The organism is Nonomuraea sp. NPDC050733, from assembly GCF_040654215.1.
Taxonomy (GTDB): Bacteria; Actinomycetota; Actinomycetes; order Streptosporangiales; family Streptosporangiaceae; genus Nonomuraea.
On record NZ_JBFAHO010000050.1, the window covers coordinates 24,240 to 38,310 of the forward strand.

Below are 14,071 nucleotides of genomic sequence, written 5' to 3' on the forward strand. Positions count from 1 at the left end.
GTTCGATCGAGGAGACCGAGGAGGACGGATGGTCAGCTCGTTCGGCCCGCTCCTGCGCAGGTTGCGGCAGGGATCGGGGTTGACGATCGAGGAGCTTTTGCAGCGATCTGTCACAGATCGCGACGCCGTCCGGTCCTTCTTGGCTAACCGGACACCGCAAGAGCGACAGGAGCGTGAGCGTGCCCTCAACCAGGACCACCATCCGGATCCGGGTCAGGATGAGCTCGCGGCCGATCAACGAGCCGCATCGCTCGTCGAGCCAGCTCGAGCTCCTCTTCGATCTCACCTTCGTGGTCGCGGTCGCGGCCATCACGGCGCAGTTCGCGCACGACATCGCTGAAGGTCATGGCCTGACCGGGCTGGTCCCGTTCCTCCAGGTGTTCTTCGCGATCTGGTGGGCGTGGATGAACTTCACCTGGTTCGCCTCGTCCTACGACACCGACGACGTTCCCTACCGGCTGCTGACCATGGTGCAGATGGCGGGCGTGCTGGTCCTCGCCGCCGGAGTGCCCGCCGCGGTCGGCCACTCCGACTACGGGATCATCACCCTGGGCTACCTCATCATGAGGATCGGGCTTGTAGCCCAATGGCTGAGGGCCGCGTTCGAAGACCCGGCGAGCCGCCGTACGGGACTCCGCTACGCCGCGGGCATAGGTCTGGCCGAGTCGGGCTGGTTGCTCCGGCTCGCTCTCGTGGAGGTGGGCCTCCTGCCGGCGTCACTCCAGCTGCCGTTCTTCGCCTGCCTGGTCGTCCTGGAGCTGGCGGTGCCGTGGTGGGCGGAGCGGGTCAGGGCAACCACCTGGCACCCGCACCACATCGCCGAGCGCTACGGCCTGTTCACGATCATCCTGCTGAGCGAGAGTGTCCTGGCCGCGAGCAGAGGGGTTGAAGGGGCGCTCGAAGCGGCTCCCCTCGTCGTCATCGCCGGATCCGGTCTCGTCCTGCTGTTCGCCCTGTGGTGGCTGTACTTCCTGGTCGAGGCAGGGGAGGGGCTCAGCGATCGGCGTCATCGGTCGTACTGGTGGGGGTACGGCCACTTCGGCATCTTCGCCGCGCTGGCGGCTCTTGGCGCCGGGCTCGAGGTGGCGGTGGAGCAGAGCGGGCGCCAGGTGGCGGCATCGCCGATGGCGATCGGCTACGCGGTCGCCATCCCGGTCGGGGTGTATCTCATCCTGCTCCGGGCGGTTCACGCGCTGGTCGACGCGGACTCCGTCATCCCCCGCACTGCCGTGGCGGGGTGCGTCGGCGCCGTCGTGTTGTCGCCGCTCGCGGCGCCATGGATCGGGGTGGCCGCCGTGGTCGCGCTGATCGCGGCCGCCTGCGTCGCGCTGGTCACCGTCGCCATCTGGGCGGCACGTAGCTGAAGGAGCATCATGCACGCATCAGAGAACAGAATCGCCACGTCCGTCCTGGTCATCGGGACCGGAGGGGCCGGGCTGCGGGCGGCCATCGAACTCGCCGAGCGCGGGGTGGAAGTCCTCGCGGTCGGCAAACGGCCGAAGGCGGACGCACACACCTCGCTCGCGGCGGGCGGCATCAACGCGGCGCTCGCCACGATGGACCCCGAGGACACCTGGCAGCAGCACGCGGCCGACACTCTCAAGGAGAGTTACCTGCTGGCCAACCCCGAGACGGTGCGCATCGTCACCGAGGGGGCCGCGCGTGGCATCGAGGACCTCGTGCGGTACGGCATGCCGTTCGCACGCGAGCAGGACGGGCGGATCTCCCAGCGCTTCTTCGGCGCCCACACCTTCCGGCGCACCTCGTACGCGGGGGACTACACCGGACTCGAGATCCAGCGCACGCTGATCAACCGGACGACCCAGCTCGACGTCCGCGTCCTCGACACGGTGTACATCACGCGGATTCTCGTGCGCGACAACGCGGTCTTCGGCGCGTACGGGTTCGACCTGACCGACGGCAGCCGCTACGTCATCCATGCCGATGCGGTGATCCTGGCCGCGGGCGGCCACACCCGGATCTGGCGGCGCACCTCCTCCCGCAGGGACGAGAACACCGGCGACTCCTTCCGCCTGGCCGTCCTGGCCGGCTGCCGCGTCCGCGACCCCGAGCTGGTGCAGTTCCACCCATCTGGTCTCATCGCGCCGGAGAACGCGGCGGGCACGCTCGTCTCCGAGGCGGCACGGGGCGAGGGCGGGATCCTGCGCAACCGGCTCGGCGAGCGGTTCATGTCCCGGTACGACCCGGAGCGGATGGAGTTGTCCACACGCGACCGGGTCGCGTTGGCCGCCTACACAGAGATCAAGGAAGGTCGCGGCACCCCGGACGGCGGCGTGTGGCTGGACGTGTCGCATCTGCCGCGCGAGACGATCATGACGCGGCTGCCGCGCGTCTACCAGACGCTCCTGGAACTGCAGATGCTCGACATCACCAAGAAGCCGATCGAGGTCGCGCCGACCGCGCACTACTCGATGGGCGGGGTCTGGGTACGCCCCGAGGACCACGGCACGGGCGTCGACGGCCTGTACGCGATCGGGGAGGCGGCCAGCGGCCTGCACGGCGCCAACCGCCTGGGCGGCAACTCCCTCATCGAGCTCCTCGTCTTCGGCCGCATCGTCGGCCAGGCGGCGGCGGAGTATTCCGCGGGTCTCGACGCCCAGCGCCGCTCCGCCGAGGCGCTCGCCGCGGCGCGGGTGGAAGTGGACGAGCTCCTGTCTGCCGACGGCCCGGAGAACGTGCGGTCGCTGCAGCGAGCGCTCCGCGACATCATGACGGAGCACGCCGGAGTGGTACGCGACGAGGGCGGCCTGCGAAAAGGCCTCGCCGAACTGGCCGCGGTCGAGGCGCGCATCAGCGGGATAGGCGTGCACCCGGACATCGCCGGTTTCCAGGACCTGGCCCACGCCTTCGACCTGAAGTCCGCGGCCCTCGCCGCGCGCGCGACCCTCGAAACCGCGATCGAGCGCCGCGAGACCCGCGGCTGCCACAACCGCTCCGACTATCCGGAACTCGACCCCGCACTGCAGGTCAACCTCGTGTGGTCCGGCCCCGGATCGGTGGAGCGGGAGACCATCCCGCCGATTCCCGCCGAGATCGCGGCGCTCATGCGCGAGGTCTCGACCGTGGGAAAGCTCGTCGAGTAGCCGGATCTTGTCACAAGTGCCGGGGCTGTCCTGTCTTTGCTGGCGATCGGGCCACATCACTGAACGGGGGAAGTTGTTGTGACCGCGTTGCCGATGGTCGCCGAGTTCGACGATGTCGCGGGCTGGACCGCCGACGCCGTCTGGTGCCTGGGCGTGCTGTGTACCGTGCGGGACAAGGCTGCGTTGCTCAGGGAGATCCACCGGGTGCTCGAGCCCGGCGCCTCGCTCGGGCCCTCGGTGGTCGCGGCCAAGGGCCCGCAGGTTCTCCAGGTCCCCGACGGCAACCACTTTCCCACCTGCCGGGAGCTCGACGCGCTGCTCGAAGGCGCCGGGTTCGAGGTTCTCGAGCAACTCGACCAGCCCGGCCGGGCGCCTCTGTCGTGGTCGCGGCGCGCCGACCAGGTCGCCGCGGTAGTCGCCTGCCGCCATCGGGCTGATCCCGCCTACGCGCTCGCTGCCCACCAGGGCGAGCGCTTCGTCCGCCTGTTCGCCACCGGCCAGATCGCAGTCCGTCTGATCCACGCGGTCAGCAGGCCGGCCGTACAACCCATGGAGGAGACATGTCCACCCCGAACGGTGAGAACGAGTTCCTGTACGAGCTCCACGTCGAGATCGAGGAGGAGCTGATCATCGCCGAGGCCAGCCAGCCGGAGGAGGAGATGGGGCGGCCGGTCACCGAGTGGCTGTACGACCCGACGGACGTCGAGCGCGAGGAGATCGCTCTGCGGGTGCTGCGCGACGCGGTCGAGGTGCTGGAGGACGGCTCGCGGCCGGGTGGCGACGTTGCCTGAGTCACGGATCGACACGCTCGGCAGCCTCCGCGAGCACCTGCAGTGGGCGATCGAGCTGGAGCACGCGACGCTGCCGCCGTACCTGACCGCGCTGTACTCCCTCGACCCGGCGCGCAACCCGGCGGCCGTCGAGGTGGTGAGCAGCGTCTTCGTGGAGGAGATGCTGCATCTGGCGCTGGCGGCGAACCTGCTCAACGCCGTCGGCGGCGCCCCGCGCCTCGACACGCCCGAGATGCTGCCGCCGCACCCGCGCAAGCTGCCCCACGGCGACCTCGAGCTGTCGCTGATGCCGTTCGGCCCGGAAGCGCTGGAGATGTTCCTGCTCCTGGAGCAGCCGGCGGCACCGAGCGCGCCGCCGGAGGACGAGGGCTACGAGACCATCGGGCAGTTCTACGCCGCGATCGAGCAGGGGTTGCGCTACTTGTGCGACACGCTCGGCGAGAAGGAGGTCTTCTGCGGCGACCCGGCCCGGCAAGTGAGCGGCGGCCACTTCCGCCATACCGACGGCAGGCTGGTCGCCGTCACCGACCTCGCCTCCGCGCTGGACGCGCTTGAGGAGATCGTCGAGCAGGGGGAAGGCAACGCCCGCAGCGAGGTCTGGGACGGTGACCAGGACGAGGTCGCCCATTACTACCGCTTCATGGAGCTGAAGCTCGGCCGCCGCTACCGGCGCGGGGACACCCCTGAGTCCGGGCCCACCGGTGAGAAGCTCTCGGTGGATCTCACCGGGGTGCTCCCCATGACGCCCAACCCCGCGGACCGCGCCGCGCAGGAGGAGTTCAACCACACCTACTGCGCGATTCTCCATCTACTGGAGCTGGCCTTCAACGGCAGCCCGAGGATGCTCGCCGTCGCTACCGGGGAGATGTATGCGCTCAAGGCCCAGGCGCAGGAGCTGATGCGGCGGGGCGGCCTCACCTTCGAGTACGTCCCGCCTGAGCTGCGCCGCTGGAGCGCGGGCGACCACCAGCGGATCGTCGTGCTCCGCAACGGGCCGTACGTCGTGTACGGCCGCGTCCCCCTGCGGCGCAAGCGGAAGATCGTCTCCGCCGAGCAGAAGAACGCGCTCACCTGGAAGACCGGCGAGCCGCTGGAGACCGAGGAGACCTATGCGCTGTGCCGCTGCGGCCATTCGGGCGCCAAGCCGTTCTGCGACGGCACCCACGCCGCGATCGGCTTCGACGGCACCGAGGCCGCGCCGATGCGGCCCTACCAGGAGCTGCAGCACGTGCACGACGGCGTCGGCATCTCCGCGCAGCGGGTGGGCGAGCTGTGCGTGCACGCCGCCTTCTGCATCGGCCGGACCAGGCCCATCGCCAAGATGCTCGACGACACCGCCGACAGCGACGTGCGCTCCGACGTCATGGGCCGCATCGATCACTGCCCCTCCGGCTCCTACAGCTACGCCCTCGAACGCGGCGGAGAGACGATCGAAGCCGACCTCCCGCGCGCCATCTCGGTGCTGGAGGAGGAGGATGGTCTGGCCAGCGCGCTGTGGGTGACCGGCGGCATACCCATCACCCGGTCGGACGGCCGGCCCCTGGAGACCAGGAACCGGATGACGCTGTGCCGTTGCGGCCACTCCGGCAACAAACCGCTGTGCGACGGCACCCACCGCGAGATCGGCTTCCACGAGTGAACAACCAGAAAGGCAATCCCATGAACCAACCCGTCGTCCTCCTCGTCCACGGCGCCTTCGCCGAGTCGGCCAGCTGGAACCGCGTCATCCAGCGCCTGCGCAGCAACCAGCTCACCGCGGTCGCCGTGGCCAACCCGCTGCGCAGCGTGGAGGGCGACGCCACCTACCTGCGCGACGTGATCAACGGCATCGGCGGCCCTGTCGTCCTGGCCGGCCATTCCTACGGCGGCATGGTGATCAGCCAGGCGGCGGCAGGCAACCCGGCCGTGCGCGCCCTGGTCTACGTCGCCGCCTTCGCCCCCGAGCCCGGCGAGAGCGCTCTGCTGCTGTCGAGCAAGTTCGAAGGCAGCACGCTCGGCCAGGCGCTGCAGGCCTACCCGGTGGCCTCCGGCGGCAAAGAGTTCCGCATCGACCCCGCGAAGTTCCACCGCCAGTTCTGCGCCGACCTCGACACCGAGGAGGCGGGGCTGATGGCCGCGACCCAGCGGCCGGTGACCGAGCGCGCCCTGTCCGACGGGCTTGCCGTCGACGAGGCGCCCTGGCGCACCATCCCGTCCTGGTTCGTCCACGGCGACAAGGACCTCAACATCCCGGCCGCCGCACTGCGCTTCATGGCCGAGCGAGCGGACTCGCGCGGCACCCGCGTGGTCGCCGGCGCCTCCCACGCGCTCGCGGCCTCCCAGCCCGACGCCGTGACAGCCACTATCCTCGACGCTGCCGACCACGCGCGAGGCTGACGAACCCCTGCCCAGGCCAAGGGGCGAATCGATGTGGTGCACATGAACGCGGAATCCCCGGAAAAGGCGGATGCTCTCGATCGGGCGGCGTCCGCCTTCGTCGAGCTGCGCCCGCGGTTGTTCGGCATCGCCTACCGGATGCTGGGCAGCGCGGCCGAGGCCGAGGACATCGTCCAGGAGGTGTGGCTGCGCTGGCAGGACACCGACCGCGAGACAGTCCAGAACCCGCCGGCCTTCCTCGCGCTGGTCACCACCCGGCTGGCCATCAACCTGGCCCAGTCTGCGCGCGTGCGGCGCGAGTCCTACATCGGCCCCTGGCTGCCGGAACCCGTGGACACCAGTCTGGACCCCACTGTCGGCGCCGAACGCGGCGAAGCGCTGGAGATGGCCTTCCTGCTGCTGATGGAGAGGCTCAATCCCACCGAGCGCGCCGCTTACGTCCTACGCGAGGCCTTCGACTACCCCTATCCGCAGATAGCGGAGATCCTGCGGCTCACCCCGGTCAATGTCAGGCAGATCGTGAGCCGTGCCCGCAGGCGCCTGATCGCCGTACGCCACGAGCCCATCGACAGGCTCCAGCACCGGCGCATCCTGGAAACGTTCCTCGACGCCGCCCAGACGGGAAATGTCGGCGCCTTGGAGAAGCTCTTCGCCGCCGACGTCGTCAGCTCCTCCGACGGCGACGGCATCAGGGGATCGGCCAAGTTCCCCGTGCTGGGCAATGAGCGGGTGGCCAAGTTCGTGGCCGCGTTCTCACCGCGGTTCTGGCCGGGCACCGCCGTCACGTGGGTCGAGATGAACGGGCTGCCAGGCGTGCTCGTCACCCGGAACGGCAGCGGCGTCGCCCTGCTCGCCATCGAGGCCTCCAGGGAGGGGATCCACCACCTGTTGTGGATCCTCAACCCGGCCAAGATCGAGGCCTTCGAGCGGTCTCGTTGCCGCTTTGTCACAACGTAAGGGGCTATCCGGTCTTATCTGCCAACAACGAAGGAGGCGGCAGACCATGACCGAGGCGGGCGCCGAGTCGCTGGCGGAGATGCTCGACGAACGGCAGCACCTGCTCGAGATCGCCCTGTGGATGTTCGGCTCGGACACCACGGCCGACCACGTCGTCCAGGAGACCTATCGCCGCTGGTACGCCCTCGACCAGGAGGAGCGCGCCGCCATCGCGTTGCCACGCGCCTGGCTGACGCGGACAGCGGGCAGCATCTGCCTGGAGCTCCTCGCCGACCCCGACCACGTGCCCGGCGGCCCGGTGATCCCGGCCCAGCCCGTGCCCGGTCCGCCCTCGCGCCAGGCCGGATACGGCCAGGCGATGCTCGCCAGGCACGAGCGGGTGGCCCGCAGGTTCGCCGCGGCCTGCCAGGCGAGCGACACCGAGGCGCTGCGGGAAGTCCTGGCCGCCGACGCGATCGTCGTCAGCGATGGCGGCGGCAAGGTGCGCGTCGCCGTACGGCCGACTTACGGTGCGGAGGCGGTCACGCGGGTCGTCACGGCGTTGCTGATCGACCAGCCCGAAACCGAGCTGGCCATCGGATCGGTGAACGGCAGGACGGGGCTCGTGCTGCGGCGGGCGGGCAAGGCCGTGGCGGTGGTCAGCGTGAGCGTGGCCGGAGCCGAGGTCACGGCGGTGTGGATCATCCTGAACCCCGACAAACTCCAGCGTTGGCACTGAAGGGCATACCGGTGAACGACCAGATCCTCTCCACTGACCACGACTACAACGGGGCGGAGTTCAAGCCGCTCTACTCCACGCGCGTCGCCGTGACCGGCGGCAGCTCCTCCCATGGGCGGGCCAGCGGCCAGGCCAGGTCAGCCGACCCGGCCGCGATCTTGGTGGAGGCCACCGTGGCCTTCGGCAGGGATCCCGCCGACGGCGGGTGCCAGCTGCGCGCCGACCTCGTCGTCAACTGGCCTGGGGTGGACACGGCTGCGGCCGCCCCGCTGCTGGAGCAGGCGGCCGCGCTGTGCCCGTACGCGAAGATGACCCGGTAGGGCATCCCCGCCAGCATCAGCCTCGCCTCCTGGCCATGGCTCACCCGGCCCGCCGTTCGCGGGTGGCGCGGATGCGGCGGCGCTCGACAGGGGTGGTGCCGCCCCACATCCCGTCCGCCTCGCCGGTTTCGACGGCCCAGGTCAGGCACTGCACGCGCACCGGGCAGCCCAGGCAGATCCGCCGGGCGCACGCGGTGTGCCAGGCGGGCAGGCGCTCCCAGGAGAACGGGAAGAAAAACTCGGGGTCGCTGTCGAGGCAGGCCCCGCGGTCTGCCCAGCGCAGGGGCGTGATGGGTGCTGTGTTCATGGTCGCCACCTGAAGGGTTGGAGGTCTGGGGACCGTCGCGCGAGGATCGGGCCGGTCCTGCCCGGTGTCAGCGGGTACCGCGGTCGGCGTCGAAGATGGCGTCGGCGACGGCGCCGGGGTGACTGACCGAGATCGCGTGCGAGGACTTCACCTCGACGACGTGGGCCTTGGCGCGCTTGGCCATCCACCGCTGGCCGTTGGGATCGATGGCCTTGTCCCGGGTGGTGATGATCGCCCAGCGGGAGATCTTCTTCCACGCCGGGGAGCCGGACATTCCGGAGTAGGCGGCGACGCCGAAGGGCCGCTGCTCGGCGGCCATCCTGCGGGCCTGGGATGCCAAGCTCGAACGGGTGGCCCAGGGGCTCGACCAGTGGCGGCAGGTCTCGCTCAGCACCGGCGCCGATGAGTACCTTCCCGGGCAGAACGGCCACAGGCCAATGGAAGGCATGTGACGCCTACGACGCCCATCGGAGGGCAGCGTGAACGCTCGCGAAACGGAGGCCGGTGCCGCGTCGGAGTTCGGCCGTTACCGGCTGCGTGGGCGGCGGTCGCAGGTCGCCGCCCTGCGCGCCCGCCTGGCCGCGCTGTCGCGCGGGCGGGGCGCGACCGTCCTCTTCCAGGGCAGCCCGGGCATCGGCGAGACTCGCATGCTCGCCGAGGCACGCCACATGGCCGCGCAGCGACGGCGCGTTGGTGTTCAGCCATGACCTGATTCGCGAGTCGATCCAGGCGGCGCTGCCCGCGACGCTCCGCCGCCAGGCCGTGGACCCGCGGCTGGCCCAGGGCATCCCGGTCGTGCGGATCGCCGCTGACCTCGCGGAGACCGCCGAGCCCGGCGACGGCGCCGCCGTTGGGCTGCTCCGCCAGGCCGCCCGCGACCTGGCGATCGTCACGCCGTCGGCCGCCGTGGAGATGAGCCGCCGCGCGATCGAGCTACCGGCCTCGACCCGGTGCGCCAGGCGGGCCTCATCGCCGAGTCGCTGCCGCTCTTCACCAGGACGGGCCGCGTGGGTAAGGTCCTGGCGCTGGCCGAGATCGCGTTGCGCCGGCCGTTGCCCGTCGACGTCGAGCCGGGGCATCCGGCTGGGCCTGGCGCTGGTGGCCGGTCAGCAGTCCTTCACCGAGGCCGTACGGCACAGCCGCACGGGCATCGCGCTCCCCGGCCTGCTACCCCCGAACCCGGGCCCCGCTGATGTCCCTACTCGCCTTCACCATGCTCGCCGCCATGTACGTCGGCAACGCGATGCGTCCCGAACACTGAACCCGTGCGGACCGTGTGCTGAGCCGTGACGTTCGCCCAGTCCACGTATATGGTGCTTCGACGAAACCTGAAGTATCGGATGGGCGAGCAGGACCTCTGGCTACGCTCACGGCCCCATGAAGGCCGGGAAGATCCTGTCTCATCCCAAGGCGCGACACTCTGTCGTTCTTTGCCAACGGCAGATTCGCCAATCGGCCGACCCGCGAGTCCACCGTGCAGTACGCCGGAGGCATGACCGAGCGGCGACCGTACCCCAGCGACCTGTCCGACGCCCGCTGGGCGCTCGTCGAGCCCGTACTGAGCGCCTGGCGCGCCGACCGCCGCGGCAGAGGCCTGGACATCGGCCGCCTTTGCGAACATGACCTGCGCGCCATCATGAACGCCATCCTCTACGTCGACCCCACCGGCATGAGGACGATGGCCGCCGCGAGCAGCAGCGCCACCCACAGCGGCCTGCCGAGCAGGCCGTTGACCACCGTGGCGAGCAGGAAGAGGTTGATCCCCGCGATGAGCATCTGGGTGAGCGCGAAGCTGATCGCGTTCACCAGGTGCGCGCCGGGCCCAAAGCGGCGGCGCATGAATTCGGGGACGCTGCGCACCTGGGACCCGTCGTAGAACGGCATCATCACGACGCCGAGGAACTGCATCGCGGGGACCGCGCCGATCCAGTAGTACTGCATGGTCGGCATGCCGTACTCGGCGCCGTTGGCCGACATCCCGATGATCTCAACGGCGCCGAGGTTGGCCGAGATGAAGGCGAGCCCGGGTGATCCGGGCGGGCAACGACCTCCCCGAGAGGAGGAAGTCGAGGCTGCTGGAGACTCTCCTGCGCGCGGCCACCCCGACCAGCAGGACCACCGCGAAGTAGACAAGATCAGCACGTGGTCGACAACACCGGCGCCGATTCTCACCGAGACTCTCCGGCCTTCAAGGCGGTCTTGAGGACGTCGATGGCCTGGGCCATGGCCGCGCTGGTGGCCTCGGTGGCGCGGACGGGGTTGAGCATCATGAAGTGGTGCAGCGTGCCGTTGCAGCGGACGCTGGAGGTGGGGACCCCGGCCGCGATCAGCTTGCGGGCGTAGGCCTCGCCCTCGTCACGCAGCACGTCGTTCTCGTCGACGATGACGAACGCGGGCGGCAGGCCCTCCAGGTCGGCCAGGGAGGCGCGCAGCGGCGAGGCGGTGATCTCGGCGCGCTGGGCGGGGTCGGTGGTGTAGGCGTCCCAGAACCAGGCCATCGCCTTGGCCGTCAGGTACGGCCCGTCGGCGAACTCGCGGTAGCTGTCGGTGTCCTGGCCGGCGTCGGTGACCGGGTAGTACAGGGACTTCGGGGCCGAGCTCGTACAGGAACGGCGGCTTCGAAGTGGCCTGCGCCAGCTCCCAGGCGGCGGGCTCGAGGATGTGCTTGTTCATGATGTGCCTTCTTTCGCTATGGATCAGCTACGTGCCTCGCGCGGCACGTAGGAGAAGGTGGGACCGGCGCCGCCGGGCAGCGCCATCAGCGCCTGCGCCTGGGCCCTGAGCGTGAACATGGTGCGGGTGGCGTCCGTGAGCCGCTTCGGGTCGCCGTTGAATGCCTGCTCCAGCAGGCTCAGCAGGGTGCTGTAGGTGGTGTCGAAAAGATCCTGCGCCGCCCGTACGGCACTGCCCGGCTCGGCGGGCCGCGGGTTGGGTGTCATCGGGAGCACGCCGTCCGGGTCGACGCCGACCTTCTCGCCGGTCGGGCCGGTCTTCGGGGTGTCGCCCCGCTGGTAACGGCGGCCGAGCTTGAGCTCCTGGAAGCGGTAGTAGTGGGCGACCTCTTTCCGCTCGGGGTGGAGGAGGTCCTGGTCACCGTCCCACACCTCGCTGCGGGCGTTGCCTTCCCCCTGCTCGACGATCTCCCTCAGCGCGCCGAGCGCCGACTCCAGATCCTCGACGGCGAACAGCGATCCGGCAGTGTGACGGAAGTGGCCGCCGCTCACTTGCCGGGCCGGGTCGCCGCAGAAGACCTCCTTCTCGCCGAGCGTGTCGCACAAGTAGCGCAACCCCTGCTCGATCGCGGCGTAGAACTGCCCGATGGTCTCGTAGCCCTCGTCCTCCGGCGGCGCGCTCGGTGCCGCCGGCTGCTCCAGGAGCAGGAACATCTCCAGCGCCTCCGCGCCGAACGGCATCAGCGACACCTCCAGATCGCTGTGCGGCAGCTTGCGGGGGTGCGGCGGCAGTATCCCTGGCATGTCGAGGCGCGGGGCGCCGCCGACGGCGTTGAGCAGGTTCGCCGCCAGCGCCAGATGCAGCATCTCCTCCACGAAGACGCTGCTCACCACCTCGACGGCCGCCGGGTTGCGCGCCGGGTCGAGGGAGTACAGCGCGGTCAGGTACGGCGGCAGCGTCGCGTGCTCCAGCTCGATCGCCCACTGCAGGTGCTCGCGGAGGCTGCCGAGCGTGTCGATCCGAACCGGTCGTTCGTGGTTCATTCGTGTCATACCTCGGGTTGTTGGCATGGCGGATCGGACCGCCGGCCGGTAGGCCGGCGGCCTGGTTCGATCCTGGGATCAGGCAGCGATGACGGCAGCCGGTGCCGTCACGCTGCGGGTACTTCGCCGGGGTTCAGGACGGGCGTGGCGCGCGCCGGTCCTTGCGCTGGGCCAGCTCGGCCTCTTCCACCAGCGTGAACATCGGCTTGCCCGGCTCGCACAGCATGGTGACCGTGAACCGTACCGGGACATCGTCGCGATTGTTGCCGTCCTGATAGTGGATGACGTCGCCACCCGGCTCCCAGAACGCCTCGCCGGCGCGGATCACCCGCTCCGGCTCCCCTTCCAGCTCCATCAGCATCTCGCCCTCGAGGACGACGCCGAAGGCGGGACCCGGGTGGCGATGCGGCGGCGCGCCCGGGTCTGCGGGCGGGTACTCGATGACCACGGTCATCGCGTGCGCGCCCTCGGGGATGAACGGAGGCTGCGCCTCCTGCAGCACGGTCAGCGCCGTCTGCCACGCGGTCGATCGCGGCTTGTCCATCGCCCGGCCCTACTTCGCGGTGGACTGGTCGAGCCAGTCCTTGTAGGTGATGGTGCCGAGCTGCGCGCCCTCACCGGGCACCAGCGACCGCTCGCCGAGCACGCTGCCGAAGTAGCGCGCCTGCGGGTCGGCGACAACCTCGCGGGTGTCGCCCCAGGCGGCCAGCGCCTTGCGGAAGAACTCGTCCATCTTGTACTGGGTCGGTCCGGCGATCTCGATCCGGCCGTTCAGCGGCGTCCCCACCGCGGTCCTGCCGACCGCCTGGGCCACGTCGTCGCCCGCGATCGGCTGGAACAGCACCGGCGCAATGTGCACCTTGCCGTCGACCGTGCCCTCGTCGGCGATGGCGCGGGCGAACTCGAAGAACTGGGTGGAGTGCACCAGCGAGAACGGGATGCCCGACTTCTCGATCAGCTTCTCCTGGGCGATCTTCGCCGCGAAGTAGCCGTTCTCCGGCATCCGCTCGGTCCCCACGATCGACACCGCCACGTGGTGGCCCACGCCCGCGGCCGCCTCGGCCGCCAGCAGGTTGCCGGTGGAGGTCTGGAAGAACTTCATGACGGCCTCGCGCTCGAACGAGGGCGAGTTCGACACGTCGATCACGACCTGGGCGCCCTTCAGCACCTCGGCCAGGCCCTCGCCGGTCAGCGTGTTGACGCCGGTGTTCGGCGACGCGGCCACGGCCTCGTGGCCGTGCTCGCCCAGCTTCTTCACCAGCTTCGACCCGATGAGCCCGGTCCCGCCGATCACCACGATTTTCATTGTTGGCACCCTTCTGGCTTTCGGAGCGCTGTGGTGCGCCCCGTCGTCAGCTAAGACAAGGCAGCCCCCTCAGTTGTGACAGGCGGCCTCGTGCCCAGACCCGCCCGGCCGCGATCCCCGCCCGCAGCGCCAGGCGGACGAGGGCGACCTCGTGTGCCGGCATTGAGCATGTGACGCTGTGCACGCGTGGTGAGATGCTTCCCAGTGCACGGCTCGCTCTCGTCCAGCATGTGATCAAGGTGATCGAGCAGAGCGAGCGCGACCATGAACCCGGCGGACCGCAGCAGTCGGCCCTTCGCGGCTGACATTCTCCTTGAGGTATTGCGGGCTGATGGCGATTCCGCCGTGTGTAGTGGTGTGTTCGAGCTGGTGGGTGAGGTCGCGGATGGCGGCGCTGCGAAATCAGCCTCATGTCTGTGCCTCGGCTGCGTGCAGGAGTCCCCTGGATGGCGCGGTACAGGGCTTACCGCAGGCCC

General features: G+C 70.0%; 17 protein-coding genes. 10 read left to right on the top strand and 7 right to left on the bottom strand.

Annotated features, from left to right (window positions below):
• Positions 1-179 precede the first annotated feature (179 nt).
• From AB0H64_RS40155 to AB0H64_RS40195, 9 genes are all read left to right on the top strand, one after another.
• Positions 180-1,364, top strand: coding sequence for a low temperature requirement protein A (locus tag AB0H64_RS40155; protein WP_357635807.1), 1,185 nt, complete (start codon positions 180-182; stop codon positions 1,362-1,364).
• A gap of 9 nt (positions 1,365-1,373) precedes the next feature.
• Positions 1,374-3,104, top strand: a complete 1,731-nt coding sequence (locus AB0H64_RS40160; protein ID WP_357635809.1) for an FAD-binding protein — start codon at positions 1,374-1,376, stop codon at positions 3,102-3,104.
• 78 nt (positions 3,105-3,182) lie between these two features.
• On the top strand, positions 3,183-3,731 hold the full coding sequence (locus AB0H64_RS40165; RefSeq protein WP_357635813.1) for a methyltransferase domain-containing protein: 549 nt from the start codon (positions 3,183-3,185) through the stop codon (positions 3,729-3,731).
• A complete protein-coding gene (locus AB0H64_RS40170; RefSeq protein WP_357635815.1) occupies positions 3,665-3,895 on the top strand; it encodes a hypothetical protein in 231 nt (76 codons plus the stop codon). The genes AB0H64_RS40165 and AB0H64_RS40170 overlap by 67 nt, the downstream gene beginning before the upstream one ends.
• The gene (locus AB0H64_RS40175) at positions 3,888-5,534 is read left to right on the top strand and encodes a ferritin-like domain-containing protein (protein WP_357635818.1); all 1,647 of its coding nucleotides are present in this window, start codon (positions 3,888-3,890) and stop codon (positions 5,532-5,534) included. The genes AB0H64_RS40170 and AB0H64_RS40175 overlap by 8 nt, the downstream gene beginning before the upstream one ends.
• A 20-nt stretch (positions 5,535-5,554) precedes the next feature.
• A complete protein-coding gene (locus AB0H64_RS40180; RefSeq protein WP_357635821.1) occupies positions 5,555-6,271 on the top strand; it encodes an alpha/beta hydrolase in 717 nt (238 codons plus the stop codon).
• 42 nt (positions 6,272-6,313) lie between these two features.
• The gene (locus tag AB0H64_RS40185; protein WP_357635824.1) at positions 6,314-7,228 is read left to right on the top strand and encodes an RNA polymerase sigma-70 factor; all 915 of its coding nucleotides are present in this window, start codon (positions 6,314-6,316) and stop codon (positions 7,226-7,228) included.
• A 46-nt stretch (positions 7,229-7,274) separates the two neighbouring features.
• Positions 7,275-7,946, top strand: a complete 672-nt coding sequence (locus tag AB0H64_RS40190) for a hypothetical protein (protein ID WP_357635826.1) — start codon at positions 7,275-7,277, stop codon at positions 7,944-7,946.
• Positions 7,947-7,957: 11 nt separating this feature from the next.
• The gene (locus AB0H64_RS40195; RefSeq protein WP_357635828.1) at positions 7,958-8,266 is read left to right on the top strand and encodes a hypothetical protein; all 309 of its coding nucleotides are present in this window, start codon (positions 7,958-7,960) and stop codon (positions 8,264-8,266) included.
• A 40-nt stretch (positions 8,267-8,306) separates the two neighbouring features.
• Here the strand turns inward: AB0H64_RS40195 and AB0H64_RS40200 are convergent, their stop codons facing one another.
• Both AB0H64_RS40200 and AB0H64_RS40205 read right to left on the bottom strand, forming a co-directional pair.
• On the bottom strand, positions 8,307-8,573 hold the full coding sequence (locus AB0H64_RS40200; protein ID WP_357635831.1) for a WhiB family transcriptional regulator: 267 nt from the start codon (positions 8,571-8,573) through the stop codon (positions 8,307-8,309).
• A 67-nt stretch (positions 8,574-8,640) separates the two neighbouring features.
• Positions 8,641-9,021, bottom strand: coding sequence for an alpha/beta hydrolase (locus AB0H64_RS40205; protein WP_357635834.1), 381 nt, complete (start codon positions 9,019-9,021; stop codon positions 8,641-8,643).
• Between the two features lie 31 nt (positions 9,022-9,052).
• On the opposite strand from AB0H64_RS40205, the gene AB0H64_RS40210 reads away from it, so the two are divergent.
• Positions 9,053-9,280 (top strand): hypothetical protein, encoded by a 228-nt coding sequence (locus AB0H64_RS40210; RefSeq protein WP_357635838.1) that lies wholly within the window; start codon positions 9,053-9,055, stop codon positions 9,278-9,280.
• A gap of 943 nt (positions 9,281-10,223) precedes the next feature.
• Here the strand turns inward: AB0H64_RS40210 and AB0H64_RS40215 are convergent.
• The 5 genes from AB0H64_RS40215 to AB0H64_RS40235 form a co-directional block, all read right to left on the bottom strand.
• The gene (locus AB0H64_RS40215) at positions 10,224-10,745 is read right to left on the bottom strand and encodes a hypothetical protein (RefSeq protein ID WP_357635840.1); all 522 of its coding nucleotides are present in this window, start codon (positions 10,743-10,745) and stop codon (positions 10,224-10,226) included.
• Entirely contained in the window at positions 10,742-11,155 is a 414-nt protein-coding gene (locus AB0H64_RS40220; protein ID WP_357635884.1) for an alpha/beta hydrolase fold domain-containing protein, read from the bottom strand. The genes AB0H64_RS40215 and AB0H64_RS40220 overlap by 4 nt, the downstream gene beginning before the upstream one ends.
• A 114-nt stretch (positions 11,156-11,269) precedes the next feature.
• A complete protein-coding gene (locus tag AB0H64_RS40225; protein WP_357635842.1) occupies positions 11,270-12,289 on the bottom strand; it encodes a ferritin-like protein in 1,020 nt (339 codons plus the stop codon).
• A 133-nt stretch (positions 12,290-12,422) separates the two neighbouring features.
• Positions 12,423-12,833, bottom strand: coding sequence for a cupin domain-containing protein (locus tag AB0H64_RS40230; RefSeq protein WP_357635845.1), 411 nt, complete (start codon positions 12,831-12,833; stop codon positions 12,423-12,425).
• Between the two features lie 9 nt (positions 12,834-12,842).
• Positions 12,843-13,595, bottom strand: a complete 753-nt coding sequence (locus AB0H64_RS40235; protein ID WP_357635848.1) for an SDR family oxidoreductase — start codon at positions 13,593-13,595, stop codon at positions 12,843-12,845.
• Positions 13,596-14,071: the final 476 nt, after the last annotated feature.

Excerpts from the sequence above, each read along its gene's own strand:
- AB0H64_RS40200 (WP_357635831.1), bottom strand. The coding sequence starts at position 8,573 with ATGAACACAGCACCCATCACGCCCCTGCGCTGGGCAGACCGCGGGGCC.
- AB0H64_RS40235 (WP_357635848.1), bottom strand. The coding sequence starts at position 13,595 with ATGAAAATCGTGGTGATCGGCGGGACCGGGCTCATCGGGTCGAAGCTG.
- AB0H64_RS40180 (WP_357635821.1), top strand. The coding sequence starts at position 5,555 with ATGAACCAACCCGTCGTCCTCCTCGTCCACGGCGCCTTCGCCGAGTCG.
- AB0H64_RS40160 (WP_357635809.1), top strand. The coding sequence starts at position 1,374 with ATGCACGCATCAGAGAACAGAATCGCCACGTCCGTCCTGGTCATCGGG.
- AB0H64_RS40170 (WP_357635815.1), top strand. The coding sequence starts at position 3,665 with ATGTCCACCCCGAACGGTGAGAACGAGTTCCTGTACGAGCTCCACGTC.
- AB0H64_RS40190 (WP_357635826.1), top strand. The coding sequence starts at position 7,275 with ATGACCGAGGCGGGCGCCGAGTCGCTGGCGGAGATGCTCGACGAACGG.
- AB0H64_RS40185 (WP_357635824.1), top strand. The coding sequence starts at position 6,314 with ATGAACGCGGAATCCCCGGAAAAGGCGGATGCTCTCGATCGGGCGGCG.
- AB0H64_RS40225 (WP_357635842.1), bottom strand. The coding sequence starts at position 12,289 with ATGAACCACGAACGACCGGTTCGGATCGACACGCTCGGCAGCCTCCGC.
- AB0H64_RS40205 (WP_357635834.1), bottom strand. The coding sequence starts at position 9,021 with ATGCCTTCCATTGGCCTGTGGCCGTTCTGCCCGGGAAGGTACTCATCG.
- AB0H64_RS40230 (WP_357635845.1), bottom strand. The coding sequence starts at position 12,833 with ATGGACAAGCCGCGATCGACCGCGTGGCAGACGGCGCTGACCGTGCTG.